The 12776-nt window shown below is 64.6% G+C and carries 12 protein-coding genes; 5 read left to right on the top strand and 7 right to left on the bottom strand.

What is annotated here, in order from left to right; all coding sequences use genetic code 11:
* Position 1: 1 nt before the first annotated feature.
* From G6N08_RS12850 to G6N08_RS12830, 5 genes are all read right to left on the bottom strand, one after another.
* Positions 2 to 1591, bottom strand: coding sequence for an AMP-binding protein (locus G6N08_RS12850; RefSeq protein WP_163757844.1), 1590 nt, complete (start codon positions 1589 to 1591; stop codon positions 2 to 4).
* The gene (locus G6N08_RS12845) at positions 1591 to 2706 is read right to left on the bottom strand and encodes an aromatic ring-hydroxylating oxygenase subunit alpha (protein WP_174813295.1); all 1116 of its coding nucleotides are present in this window, start codon (positions 2704 to 2706) and stop codon (positions 1591 to 1593) included. Before G6N08_RS12845 ends, G6N08_RS12850 begins: the two co-directional genes overlap by 1 nt.
* 149 nt (positions 2707 to 2855) lie before the next feature.
* Positions 2856 to 3659, bottom strand: coding sequence for an SDR family NAD(P)-dependent oxidoreductase (locus tag G6N08_RS12840; RefSeq protein WP_163757842.1), 804 nt, complete (start codon positions 3657 to 3659; stop codon positions 2856 to 2858).
* Positions 3660 to 3690: 31 nt separating this feature from the next.
* Complete coding sequence (locus tag G6N08_RS12835) at positions 3691 to 4356, bottom strand: TetR/AcrR family transcriptional regulator (protein ID WP_308494711.1); 666 nt, start codon at positions 4354 to 4356, stop codon at positions 3691 to 3693.
* Between the two features lies 1 nt (position 4357).
* Positions 4358 to 4627, bottom strand: a complete 270-nt coding sequence (locus G6N08_RS12830) for a sulfotransferase family protein (protein WP_308494710.1) — start codon at positions 4625 to 4627, stop codon at positions 4358 to 4360.
* Positions 4628 to 4725: 98 nt separating this feature from the next.
* On the opposite strand from G6N08_RS12830, the gene G6N08_RS12825 reads away from it, so the two are divergent.
* The gene (locus G6N08_RS12825) at positions 4726 to 5964 is read left to right on the top strand and encodes a cytochrome P450 (protein WP_163757838.1); all 1239 of its coding nucleotides are present in this window, start codon (positions 4726 to 4728) and stop codon (positions 5962 to 5964) included.
* Positions 5965 to 6042: 78 nt separating this feature from the next.
* Here the strand turns inward: G6N08_RS12825 and G6N08_RS12820 are convergent, their stop codons facing one another.
* On the bottom strand, positions 6043 to 6234 hold the full coding sequence (locus G6N08_RS12820) for a ferredoxin (RefSeq protein ID WP_163757836.1): 192 nt from the start codon (positions 6232 to 6234) through the stop codon (positions 6043 to 6045).
* A 56-nt stretch (positions 6235 to 6290) separates the two neighbouring features.
* Entirely contained in the window at positions 6291 to 8681 is a 2391-nt protein-coding gene (locus G6N08_RS12815) for a CaiB/BaiF CoA-transferase family protein (RefSeq protein ID WP_163757834.1), read from the bottom strand.
* A 203-nt stretch (positions 8682 to 8884) separates the two neighbouring features.
* Here G6N08_RS12815 and G6N08_RS12810 point away from each other — a divergent pair, with 203 nt between their 5' ends.
* The 4 genes from G6N08_RS12810 to G6N08_RS12795 are packed head-to-tail and all read left to right on the top strand — an operon-like array spanning position 8885 to position 12774.
* A complete protein-coding gene (locus G6N08_RS12810; RefSeq protein ID WP_163757832.1) occupies positions 8885 to 9706 on the top strand; it encodes a FadR/GntR family transcriptional regulator in 822 nt (273 codons plus the stop codon).
* A 22-nt stretch (positions 9707 to 9728) separates the two neighbouring features.
* The gene (locus G6N08_RS12805; protein WP_163757830.1) at positions 9729 to 10466 is read left to right on the top strand and encodes an SDR family oxidoreductase; all 738 of its coding nucleotides are present in this window, start codon (positions 9729 to 9731) and stop codon (positions 10464 to 10466) included.
* A gap of 44 nt (positions 10467 to 10510) precedes the next feature.
* Positions 10511 to 11578: an acyl-CoA dehydrogenase family protein gene (locus G6N08_RS12800; RefSeq protein WP_163757829.1), complete on the top strand. Its 1068-nt coding sequence runs from the start codon at positions 10511 to 10513 to the stop codon at positions 11576 to 11578.
* Positions 11579 to 11601: 23 nt separating this feature from the next.
* Positions 11602 to 12774 carry an acyl-CoA dehydrogenase family protein gene (locus G6N08_RS12795; RefSeq protein WP_163760565.1) on the top strand — a complete coding sequence of 391 codons (1173 nt, stop codon included), beginning with the start codon at positions 11602 to 11604 and terminating at the stop codon, positions 12772 to 12774.
* Positions 12775 to 12776: the final 2 nt, after the last annotated feature.

The raw sequence follows: 12776 nt of genomic DNA, 5'->3' as shown, positions 1-12776 counted from the left end.
CTTACCGAACGACGACGTATCCATGGCTCTCGCGGTCCCACGCGGTCGGCGCCACACCCCGGGCACGAAGAAGGTCCTTGCGCACCCGACCGATAACGTTTTTCGGCAGTTCACTCATGATCTCGACATAGCGTGGTACGCAAAAGTACGGCATGTGTGCGGCACAGAAGTCCAGTAAATCGGCGTAATCCACGCGGCAGTTCGGCCGCAGCGTCACGACCAACAGGATGTCATCTTCGCCCAGCTCACTGGGGACCCCGACCGCTGCGGCCTCGGCCACCGCTGGGTGGCGCATGACGGTGTTTTCCACCTCCACTGAGGAGATATTTTCTCCGCGCCGGCGCAGCGAGTCCTTGACACGGTCGACGAACGTCAAATTGCCCTCGTCGTCGAGCATCCCCAGATCACCGGTGCGGAACCATTGCGGATGTGGATCGACCTGCAGGCCAGGAGATCCCGTGTCTGCGACGTATCCTTCGCTCATGACGTGAGGGTATCGGGCCCGGCAGACGATCTCCCCGACCGCCCCCGTCGGCAGCGAATTGCCCTCCGTGTCGACGACGTGCACATCGAAGTTCGGATTCGTTCGGCCCGACGTTCCGGGCACCCCTTGGTCGCTGACTGCTTTCACGGCGATGGGAAAGGCCTCGGTCAGACCATACATCGTGACAATACGGCACTTGTAACGCTTTTCGATGTCGCGATAGATCGCAGCGTCAATAGGAGCTGCCGAGATGAAACGCAGCGGCAGCTGCGCGTCGCGGGAATCCGGCGGTAGGTTCCACAACATCGTCACCATCGCACCGGCACCTACGAAGCCGATGGCGCCGCAGCCGCGCACCTCGTCCCATACTGCCCCGGGATGAAAGGCACCAGCCAGCACGGTTGTCCCTCCCACCAGCATCGGAGCCAGAACGCTCGGCGCTGCGCTGAGGTGAAACAGCGGCATGGCGGTCCACAACACCTCCCCCGCTCTGAATTGCCAGGCCGCCGCGGCGGTGGCAGCGACTGAAAAGAGGTAGTGCCACGATGTGGCAACCGCTTTCGACGGACCCGTGGTGCCGGAGGTGAAGAACAGCGACCCCACCTGCCCGGGTTGGGCGGGGTTGTCGACCAGTGCATGCGCCGCCCCGCGGCTCAGCGTTACGTCGAGCCAATCTCCTTGTCCCACAACGGCGGTTTCCACGCTCAGCCGGTCGGCGAGCTCTGCTACCCGGGGGCGGCGTTCGGCGTCGGTGATGACCACCTTCGCCCGCGACAATCGCAATGCGTGCAGCAGGAAGTCACCCTTGTTCGCCGCGTTGACGGCCGCGCTTAGCGCGCCGATGCGCGCGGCTCCCAACCAGAAGTAAACCCATTCCGGGCACGTCGCGGTGAACAGTGCGACGCAGTCGCCCCGGTTGATACCCAGTTCGAGCAGCACATTGGCCGCTGCGCAGGACCGCTGCCGCATCTGCTCGAACGTCACCGGGGTGCCGGCAACCGACATCATCACCCTCCCGGGGTGCTGCTCGGCGCGGCGGTCCAGCACAGCCGGCACGCTGAATTCGGCCACATCGAAATCAGCGGGTCCGAGGGGCCCGGGGCACATCAGGCGTGCGCGGCAGCCGGGTCGGGCTGACCGTCGGGGGTGTAGCCGAAATCTGTGGGCGACGGTTGCTCACCCGGGTAGAAACGGTGCGCCCAGCGGCGCAGGGCCGCATAGTCGCGGGCCTCTTCGGGCGCGAGGTTGGGCTTCTCCAGGTATTTCATGTTTTCCCAGGTGAAGAAGTCCTGTTTGACAACCTCTTGCTGCAGCGCCAAGAACCTTGCCGCGCGTCCGGTGGGCATGTCTCCGGTGTCGCCGGGCTCACGAACCGAGGCCTGGGTGTAGAAGTAGTCGGTGTAGTCCTCGTCGACAGGGGTCTGTCCGGTGACCTGGATGGTGGCCACCAGCTCACTGGGGAATCGGACGATCCCCAGCCCCAACGAGTAGTTGTCGTAGATGATCTTGGCGTCCACCGGCCCGTTCGGGGTCAGCCAGGTTCGCTCACGACCGCCTCCGAAATTCGCGTTGACCGTGGCGTGCAGGTGATAACCGGAAACCTCGAACGAGGCAGTAGTAGCCGGGTTGGCGGCCTTGTGCACGTACTGGACATGGTAGGGATCGGCCGCATTCTCGATGATCATCTGGGCGTGTACCTTGACCCGGTTGAGCATGCGGCTATGCGGGTGCAGCGGGTAGTACTCACCGGTCTCGAGTTCGGGCAGCACCGGTGGTTGCCAATACGGCAGTCGGCCGTGGCGTTCGTGCCAGACCAGGATAAAGCCGTACCACTCCATACTGGGGTAGCTGCGAATGCGGACATTCTGCTTACAGCCGATCTTGCTGTACGGGATCAGGGCGTTGGTCCCGTCGCCGCGCCAGTGCCAGCCGTGCCAGGGGCAGACGATCTGCTCACCTTCTACCCTGCCGCCCACACCCAAGTTGGCGCCCAAATGCTGACAATAGGCATCCAACGCGTGCACCCGGCCCGACTCGGTGCGGAACAGCACCAATTCCTCACCGAAGTAATGCACCCGCTTGACCTCGCCAGCGCCAAGATCCGAGGCGAAGGCGACGATGAACCATCCCGTCGGGAAGCGGTACTTCGGCAGCGCGATGCCGGCCGGACCGAACTCGCGGTCGGACGGATCGATGGTCGGATCCGGAACCGTCTGCGTCACTATCTCTCCGTTTCCCCGCGGGCCAGCGGCGGGAGTGCATCTTGCCAGTCCACAGCAGACTTACGCTTATTTTTACTATTTTAAAAATTCAACGTCAACTCACGACGTCGGCCACCCGCCTGCACAGCGGATCAGTGCCGGGCATTGGGTCAGACAAAGTCCGACCCGCCGTCGACATTCACCGTCGCACCCGTGACGTACCCATTGCGCCGCGAGGCCAGATAGGCGGTGATGGATGCGACTTCCTCAGGCAGACCGGCACGGCCGAGATCGCACGGCTGATGGAAATTGCTGTCGATCCAGCTCATCACGTCGTAGGGGTTTTCAGCGTCGAGTCCGTCAGCGGCGAGCACATCTTTGAGGACCTCGGTGAAACTTGCTGTGACGATGGTTCCCGGGCACACGCAGTTCACCAGGATGCCGTCTTGGGCCAGGCTCTTCGACAAGTTCTTGGTGATGCTGGCAAGAGCCGCTTTCGAGGCGGTGTAGGCGACGATACGCGGATTCTGTCGTTGTATTGAGTGTGCCGAAAATGTCACGATTCGACCCCATTCGGCGGCTCGCAGCAGCGGCAGAGCGGCGCGGATCGACCGCACCGCTGACATCGTGCCGAGAGTGAAGGCCGCATCCCAATCCGAGTCGGTCATCTCCTCGAAATAGCCGTCCGCCGGGCCGATCGTGTGGACCAGGCTGTTGAGTTCGCCCCAGCGCTCTGCGACCATCGCAAACCCGGCGGCGATTGACGCGGCATCGCACATATCCGCGCTGATACCCAGCGCGTCGGGCGCCCCCGCCGCTTTCAAAGATTCCACCGCCGCATCCAGCGCAGAGTGGTTCCTTGCCATCACGGCGACGCTGGCGCCCTCCGCGGCAAGGGTCTCGGCTACGGCCAGACCCATCCCTTTGCTCCCGCCTGTGACAACGGCTTTCGAGCCGGCGAACCCCAAATCCATCGTTGCTCCTCTAGCTGACGACGTGGCCGTATCAGCGATGTGTGATGACCGCCGCGATCATGTGCTCCGGGGCGCCTAGCCCACTCAGGCAGAAACGCAACACTGCATCCCGGGCTTTGGCCCGGTCGCAGTTTCCGGTAGCCCATTGCTGCTCGACAACCGCCCAGACTGCTCCGTGCAACAACTCGGCGACGGTTGGTGGATCGATCTCTGCGAAGATTCCTTGCTTATTGCCGAGTTCCAGCTGCTGAAGAAGCGGATTGAGCAGCTCACGGTATGCCGGGCCCACCACCTCAGGTGCCGCAAACATCTGGGACTGGGCTTCCAGCGACAGGTTCCGTAGATCAGACCGGACGGACGCGTCGAAGGCAAGGTCGAGCCGCCCGTCGATCCATGCCGCGACCGCTTCGACCGGATTCGACGCGCGGGCCAGTTTCCGGCGCAACCGCCGCACCTCGGCCCGTGCCATCTCCAGGAAAACCGATTGAACCAGTTGATCTTTCGAGTCAAAGTGTCGATAGAAGGCGCGGGTGCCCAGTTTTGTGCGGCTTAGCACATCGGCCACCGTCAACGCGCCGACCCCCTGCTCCCGGACGATACTGGACGCCGCGGACACCAATACGGCACGCGTGACCGGGTCGGGCCGATGCTTGGCTCGTCGTCGTGTCACCGCCGGCCTGGTCACAGACTGAGTCACGTCAACCCGTGGCATCGTAGGCGGCAAGATAGTCGCTGAACTGTTCCCGGACACTGTCTGGTGTCAGCCCATAATCGGATAACGAATATTCGTGTGCTCCGCGTGACCCCGGCTGATGACCACTTGCCCAGTGCTGCACCGAGCGGCGTGTCTCGTCGGTGAAGGTCAGGCCAAGCCGCTCATAACTTGTTCCGAGGGTGATGACCGGATCGATTTGCAGCTCTGCGAAAGAAACATCGGCGAACCGTTCGTCACCAAAGCGCACCCTCACGGGTGCCCCAACCCGATCTATCATGCTTAAATAGCAAAGATAGCGGCTTTGGCACGTTAGGCCTGGATGGTCGCTACGCACGAACCGAAGGCGGGCGCATGACGACTGCGGCAGTAGACCTTTCCGATTTCTCTCTGTGGCGCAAAGGTTTTCCGGATGAACTGTTTGCGCAACTGCGGCGCACCAGGCCACTGTTCCGGCACGACCGCACTCCTGGGGTCGCAAAGACCGGCGTGCAGCGCGATTTCTGGATCACTACCAAGCACCGGTACGCAGTGCGCCTGCACCGCGACGCCGATTCGTTCACGGCGGTCGACGGCCCACTGATCCAGCCCATCGACACGGTTTTGTCCTACCCGACGATTATTGACATGGATCCGCCGGAGCTGAACAGGCGCCGCAAACTGATCTCGAGTGCGTTTACGCCGCGAGCGATCGCCAAGCTGCAAGACGGTATCCGGGCACGGGCCGCGCGAATGATCGACCGGCTGATCAGCCAAGGCGGCGGAGACTGGATCGGAGATGTGGCCGACCAGCTGCCCATGAGCGTTATCGGCGACATCATCGGAATGCCGGAGGAACACCGGCCGCGAATCTTTAGCGTCTTCGACCGAATCCTGACCGCGCGCTCGCCGCATGCGCGCCTGCGCCGACAGGAGGAAGCCGAGCTCTACGCCACCATCTTCAGCTACGCACTCGAGCTCACCGAAGCCAAACGACGCAACCCCGCCGACGACATCTGGAGCACGTTGGCCACCGCCGAAATCACGGGCGACGACGGTGAGCCGTTCAGGCTGCCGGCCAACGAACTGGAGATCTTCTTTTTCGTGCTGGCCTTCGCCGGCAGCGATACCACCAAGAACGCCCTGGCGATCGGATTGCAGGCGTTCGTGGGAAACCCCGAGCAAATCGAGCGGTATCGCGAGGAGGAAGCGCTGCGAGCCAGCGCCGTCGAAGAAGTGCTGCGCTGGGCGACTCCGGTGGCCTACTGGACCCGCACCGCCAAGGTCGACGTCGAAATGGACGGGCAGCACATCCCCAGGGGGGACCGAGTGGTATCCATGCTGCGCTCGGCCAATCGCGACGAGGAGGTCTTCGACGATCCGTTCACTTTCGACATCAGCCGCCAACCCAACCCGCACGTCGCGTTTGGCGGTGGCGGACCGCACCACTGCCTGGGCGCCATGCTGGCGCGCGCGGAGATTCGGGCCGTTTTCGACGAATTGCTGCTGCGCTGCGACGATATCAGGATCGGGCCGGCCAAGGTGGCCCATCCCAGCCTGATCACCAACATGTCGATCTATGACACGATGGCGATCTCGCTGAGGGCGCGCTGATCCCGGCGGGGCCGCTGCCGCTTGTGCTCCCGGGCCAGCCGCGGCCGGAATCTCCTGTCCGGCCCGGCTGGGCACCGCTCAATCAACGATTCGCAACGCGGCCTTCGGACACTGGTCGACCGCGGTGCGGACATCGATCTCCAGCCGGGCCGGGATCGGGCCGTCGGCGATTCGCACCACATCGGCGTCGCCCAGGCTGAATACGTCTGGAGCCAGCGATTCACAAATCCCGTTGGCCTCACATAGCGTTTCGTCAACGATCACCCGCATATCGAGATGCTCCCTTCGCGTCTCTGCGTTCCTCGGTGGCCGCGGCGCCGGGCTTTTTACAGGCCACTGGGGCGGGTCCCGATCACACCGCTTTCGGCCAGCCGGGCGATATCAGTGTCGGTCAACCCACACAGGTCCGCCAATATCTCTTCGTTGTGCTCACCGAGGGTGGGCGGTGGGCGGACGAGCCATCTGCGCTGCCCGGCGAGCGGAGCGAACGGCGGCCGCGGGTACAGGCCAGCACCCGTCCGCGGATGCTCCAGCGGCTCGAAGAACCCGCGAGCCAGCAGCTGGGGGTTCTCGGTTACCAAAGACGGCGACACCACCGGCGCGGCGGGAACATGCGCCTCGGCGAGGCGCTGCACAGCGGTGTCGAGCTGCTGGGCGGCAAACCACTCCTGTAGTCGGCGATCGATCTCGTCGGCCCGCTGGCGCCGTCCTGCCGCCGTGGACAAACCCTCATCGCCGGTCCACGCCGGTCGACCCATGAGCTCCACCAGGGCACACCACTGGTCGTCGCTGGCTACCGTGACCGCGATCCAGTCGTCCTGGCCCGCGCAGCGATAAAGATTCTGCACCGCCAGGCCGTGACCACGGTTGCCTTGGCGGGTCAGCGTCACCCCGAACACCTCGAATTCCATCGGCTGGATCGCGGTGGCGTTGAGCACCGCCTCGATCATCGGTAATTCAACGAGTTGTCCCAGCCCCGTGCGTGCGGCGAAGTGCAACGCGGCCAGCACCGCGAACGCGGCGTGCACACCGGCCAAGGGGTCACACGCTCCGCGCGGAGCGACAGGCGGACCGTCCGGCAATCCGGTCATCCAGGCCAGACCAGCGATCTGCTCCATGGTCGGGGCGAAACCGACGCGGTCGCGCCACGAGCCGTCCAGACCGAAGGCGGGCATCCGGGCGACGACAAGTTTGGGGTTTATCGCCAGCAGCGCCTCGGCGGTCAGCCCGAAATGATCCATCACCCGCGGCGAGAAATTCTCGATGACGACGTCGGCGTCGGCTGCGAGAACGCTGAACAGTCGGCGACCTTCGGCAGATCCCAGATCGAGAGTGACCGACCGTTTGTTGGTGTTCATGGCGTGAAACAACCAGCCGTACTCCCACCAGTCGTCGACATCGGTGCGCATTCCGCCCGAGTAGCGGATGCCATCAGGCCGCTGAATCGACTCCACCTTGATGACGTCGGCGCCGAACGCCGCCAGCAGGTGAGTCGCCGCCGGCCCGGCCCAAAAGGCGGTCAAGTCGATCACGCGCACACCTTCGAGCGGTAGCCGCCGTAGCCCGGATGGCGATGCCGATTCCCTCCGCCGCCAAGGAGGTTCGCTGTTGGCTTCGCCGATCCTGGGCGCCGCGCGCAGTGGTGCGGGAAGGCACTTTGACATCAGCCAGGGCGGGCGGGGCTGATGGAAGCCAGCCGGATTGCGGACGAACACACCACGCTCGCGCATGTAAGGCATCTCGCGGATCGTTGCTCCAGTGCCCACGGGTGCGATCGGCAAGCGGAAGAGTTGCCCGAGTTCGACGATCTCGTCAACGGTGCGTTCGGCCAACCAGGGCCCGATCAGTTCACGGATCAGGTCGCGATATTCCCAGCGGCCGATCTGAAAACGCAGCTGGGGAATCTCGGTCAGCTCAGGCCGCTCGACCATGGCAGCGAAGTCAAGCCATTGCTGACCGGTGACCATGGTGATCCCGACATAACCGTCTTTGGCCCGCTCAATCGAGGGGACCTCGAGGGTGCGGCTGATCGGCGGGACCCGCAACAGTTGCGAATGCAGCCACTCACTGCTCTGCATCAGCGTGATCGCTTCGAGCATCGACAGATCCAAATGCTCTCCCGGGCCGCCCTGTTCGATGCGGCGGCGCACCGCCAGCACCCCGAAGGCGGCGAACGCACCCCCCATGTACTCCCCCAGATCGCCGCCGATGGCGATGGGCGGTCCCGCGGGATCTCCGCGAAAGCCGGTGCACCCGGACCACGCCTGCAGGGTGAACTCGCTGGCGGCGCGGTCGGTGTAGGGGCCGCTCCAACCGAAATCGGAAATTGTCACCACCACTGCCTGGGGTGACGACGCTAACAGCCGCTGCGGATCGACCCCGAGGCCGGATGCCTGGGACCGGGTTGCGGTGACGACCACGATGTCGGCAGCTTCCAGCTCCGCGCGGTAGCGCTCGTCAGCCGGAGTTGCCATCACGCTGCGTTTGCCGGCGTTGAGGTAGCTGAACAGCGGCGCATCCGCGCCGTTCGGCAGCGGCGAACAGCTGGCGGTGAATCGGCGCAGCGGATCTCCTTGCGGCGGCTCAATTTTGCGCACATCAGCACCCGCGTCGACCAACAGTTTGCCGCAGTAACTGCCGGCTATCCGGTCGCTGATCTCCACGACACGCAACGTGTCAAGCAGCGGGGTGCGGCAATCCTGGTTCACTGTATCCATCCGGATGTCCTTATTCGGCGGCAACCCATAGCGCACACCGGCAGCACAGCTATTATCACAATTACTGCTAAGATAGCTAAGCAGGTGAGCTCGTGGGTCAGTGCCCGCGGGCGCTTTCCTGTTTAGTTGGTGGTTTAGTTGGTGGCTTAGTTGGTGGCTTGGTTGGTGGCTTGGTTCGTGGTGTAGGTCGTGGTGAGGATCGGATGACGACGCTGGGAATCGGCCCGGATGCGCGCCGCCGGTTATCGGCGCCGCGCATCGCCGAGATCGTCGCCGACGAGTTACGCCGTCAGATCATCGACGGAGAACTCGCCGACGGCGACCTGTTGCCGCGTCAGGAAGTTCTCGTCGAGCAGTTCAACGTCAGCCTGGTTTCCCTGCGCGAAGCGCTACGGATTTTGGAAACCGAGGGGCTGGTGTCGGTGCGGCGTGGCAACCAGGGCGGTGCTGTCGTCCATGCCCCGGCGAAGACCAGCGCGGCCTATATGCTCGGCCTGCTGCTACAGAGCGAGAACGTCGGTCTCGCCGATCTGGGCGTGGCGCTGCGTGAACTCGAGCCGGTGTGCGCGGCATTGGGCGCGCAAAGACCCGACCGGGACGACACATTGGTGTCTGAGCTCAAGCGGATTAACAAAGCCATGGCCCAACACCTCGACGACGGTCGGCAATTCACCGAAATCGGCCGCCAGTTCCACAATCTACTCGTCCGTGGCTGCGGGAACCACACGATGATCGCGGTCGTCGGCAGCCTGGAGACGCTGTGGAGCAGCCACGAGCAGCAGTGGGCCAACGAGAGCGCCGCACAGGGCACCTATCCCTCACTGGCCAAACGCCGCGCTGTGCTCAATACGCACATCAAATTGACCGAATCGATCGAAGCGGGGGACGTGGACCGGGCTCGCCGCATTGCCGCCCGCCATGTCGCCGACACTCAGACGTATGTGCTGTCGGGCCGGCGCGACCAACGGATCTATGCGCTGTCACCGCAGGCGCTGGCACGTCCGCGTGACAGCCGCCATCTGTAAACTCTGACACCCCGGACCTGCGGTGAAACAACAGCAGCACGCGAGAACCGCGTTGGTCACCGGCGGCAGCGGTGGAATCGGGAAAGCGTGCGGGCGCAAGCTGTGCGAGCGGGGCTACGATGTGGTGCTTGCGGCGCGCCGCGAGGGCCCGCTGCGCGCTGCCGCCGAGGAGATCGGCGCCCGCCATATCGTGGCCGACGCCTCCGATCCGATCGGCTTTGCCCGCGCGATAGCCCCATTGGAGACAATCGATTTCGTCGTGCACGCGGCCGGCGTACTTGGTGGAACTTACGCACGCAAGCAGACATTCGAGCAGTGGCGCGAGATCATGTCCGCCAATTTGGACTCCTGCTTCGTGGTTACTTCCGCGGTCCTGCCGCGGATGCACGCGGGTTCGCGGCTGGTGTTCATCTCCTCCTCGGCGGCGCACGAGCCCATGATGGCCCGGACCGCCTATTCGGCAACCAAGGCTGGCATGAACGCGTTCGCCCGGGCGTTGGCGCTGGAGGTGGACCGGGACGGGATCAGCGTACACATCGTCACCCCGGGTCCCGTGGAAACGGAGATGCTGCAGGATGTTCCGTTCGAAATGTACGCAATCCAGGTGGCCGATGTCGCCGACGCGGTAGCCTGGCTGGACACCGTGGACCCGTCGGTAGATCTGCCCGAGATCCGGCTCAATGCCGTGCGCCGTGGTCCGTTCGCACGTCCCCCGGTCGTGCCCACCGAAGCTCGGCGACGGGCTGAGCAGCGCCGGTAATCAGGTCCGCGCTTGATTACTATTTTTGCTATGTTAGGTGCCTTATGGATGTCGGGCTGAATTCCGGGCAACTTGCGCTGCGTGAGACCGTGCACGGGGTCCTGTGCACCGAGTGCCCACCGGATGTCGCACGTCAGGCGCTGACCGACCCGGAACGCTGGCGCACCCTGTGGAAGACCGTCGTCGACCTCGGCTGGACCGAACTCGCTGCCCCCGCAGACGACTACGGGACGCTTGACCTGGCGGTGGTACTGGAAGAATGCGGAGCCGCCATCGCCCCTATCCCGCTGCTCAGCAGCGTCGGTCTGGCCGCAGGCGTGCTACGGGCCGCCGGTGTGGGGGTAGACGCATTGCTGCGCGACCTCACCCGCGGCGTGGTCGCCACCCTCGCCGCTCATCCGCCCGGCTGCCGGCTTCCGGGTATTGCCATGACACTGCAGCACGGCCGTGTGCGTGGACGCGCCGTCGCGGTTCCGGGGGTGACTCGTGCGGAACTCATCGTCACCCTTGCCACATCAGCCGATGGACCCGTGGCAACGGTGGTGCGCAGCGGCGACGGTGTCGTCGTCCAGCCGGGCGAGAGCATCGACCCCGCACAGCCCGTAGCTGACATCGAAGTCGATGCCGAACCGGTGATCGGCGTACCGGTCGACCTCGACTCAGCCTTGGCCGCGTCGCTGGTCGCCGCCGCTGCTGACCTGGTCGGGGTGGCGGGAGCCGTGCTCTCCCGCTCGGTGGAGCACGCCAAATCCCGGCAGCAGTTCGGCAAGCCGATCGGCGCCTTCCAGGGGGTCAAACACGCCCTGGCTGACAACTACGTCTGTCTGGAACGCGCGCGCAGTCTCACCTACGCAGCCGCGGCCCGTCTCGACGATCCCGCGACCACGCCCACCGACGCGTGGATGGTCGCGGCCATGGCCAAAGCCGCGGCCAGCGACGCGGCGGTCGGCTGCGCGCGCACCGCGGTGCAGGTGCACGGCGCCATCGCCCAGACCTGGGAACACGACATGCACCTCTATCTGCGCCACGCCTGGCAGGGTGCCGCGCTGCTGGGAGACAGCCGCGCGCTTTACTACGCGGTGGGCCGCCGCTTCGCGGGAGGCGCATCGTGACGCCAGCCGACACCCGTTCGGAGGTGGCGGCTGAGTTTGCCGCCTGGCTGACCGCATTCCTGCCCGCCGACTACTACGGGGAACGCTATCGCCACTACCGCTGGGATCTGGGGCTGCGGCGCGATTATCAACGAGCCGCCTTCGAGGCCGGCTGGCTGCAGCCCACCTGGCCTCCTGAGCACGGCGGCCGGTCGCTGGGTCTGCGAGAGGCGATGGAAATCCGGCTGGAGGCAGCGCTGCGGTCGGCACCCAAACTGCCCAATATCGCCGGTCCCAACGTCGTTGCGCCCGCGATCCGGCAGTTCGGCACACCTGAGCAGATCGACCGGCTGCTGGTGCCCTTGCTGCGCGGCGACGAGTGGTGGGCACTGGGCATGTCCGAACCGGAAGCCGGATCGGATTTCGCCGGCTTGCGCACCCGCGCCGAGCTGGACGCCCCGGATAGCACAGTGTTCCGGGTCAACGGCCACAAGATCTGGACCACGCAGGCCCACCTGTCACGGTGGTGCACCCTGTATGCCCGGACTGATCCCGCCGCGCCCAAACACCGCGGCATCTCCTGCCTTATCCTCGACCTGAATTCGCCTGGGGTGACAATCACACCCATTCGCATGGCATCGATTTCCGACGAGACCTTCTGCGAGATCTTCCTTGACGACGTGGAGATCCCGGTGACCAACCTGCTGGGCCCATACCACGGTGGCTGGCAGGTCGCGTTGTCGTCGCTGCGGCATGAACGCCAGATGATCTGGATCATGAACTGGGTCGAAATCCACCGCGGTCTCGACTCGATCCGGCGCATGCGCGAGCGTGCGTGTTTGCACGCCAACACGCCGAGCGGTGCGGTACAAATGCGCACTCTCGCCGACGAAGTGACTACCGGCGAGGACATCTTCGCTGAGCTGGGTTCGCTGCTGGCAGACGCCGAAGCTTTGCGGGCCACCGGTTACCGCGCGCTGCACAACGAGCTCGCCGGCCGGCCCGCACCAGAAGCCGACATCCTCAAATTGCTCGGATCAGTGACTCTGCAGCGAGTTTGGGAGTTGAGCGCTGTGGCAGCGGGACCGGATTCGGTCGCCGATCCGGATCTTTTGTTCGAACGTCAGGACGCACTGGCCGCAACCATCTACGGCGGCACATCGGAAATCCAGCGCAACATCATCGGTGAGCGGGTGCTCGGGCTGCCGAAAGGGTGACG

Origin of the sequence: Mycobacterium botniense, from assembly GCF_010723305.1 — a bacterium.
In the GTDB taxonomy this organism is placed as follows: domain Bacteria; phylum Actinomycetota; class Actinomycetes; order Mycobacteriales; family Mycobacteriaceae; genus Mycobacterium; species Mycobacterium botniense.
This window is presented reverse-complemented; position numbering and strand designations above follow the sequence as displayed.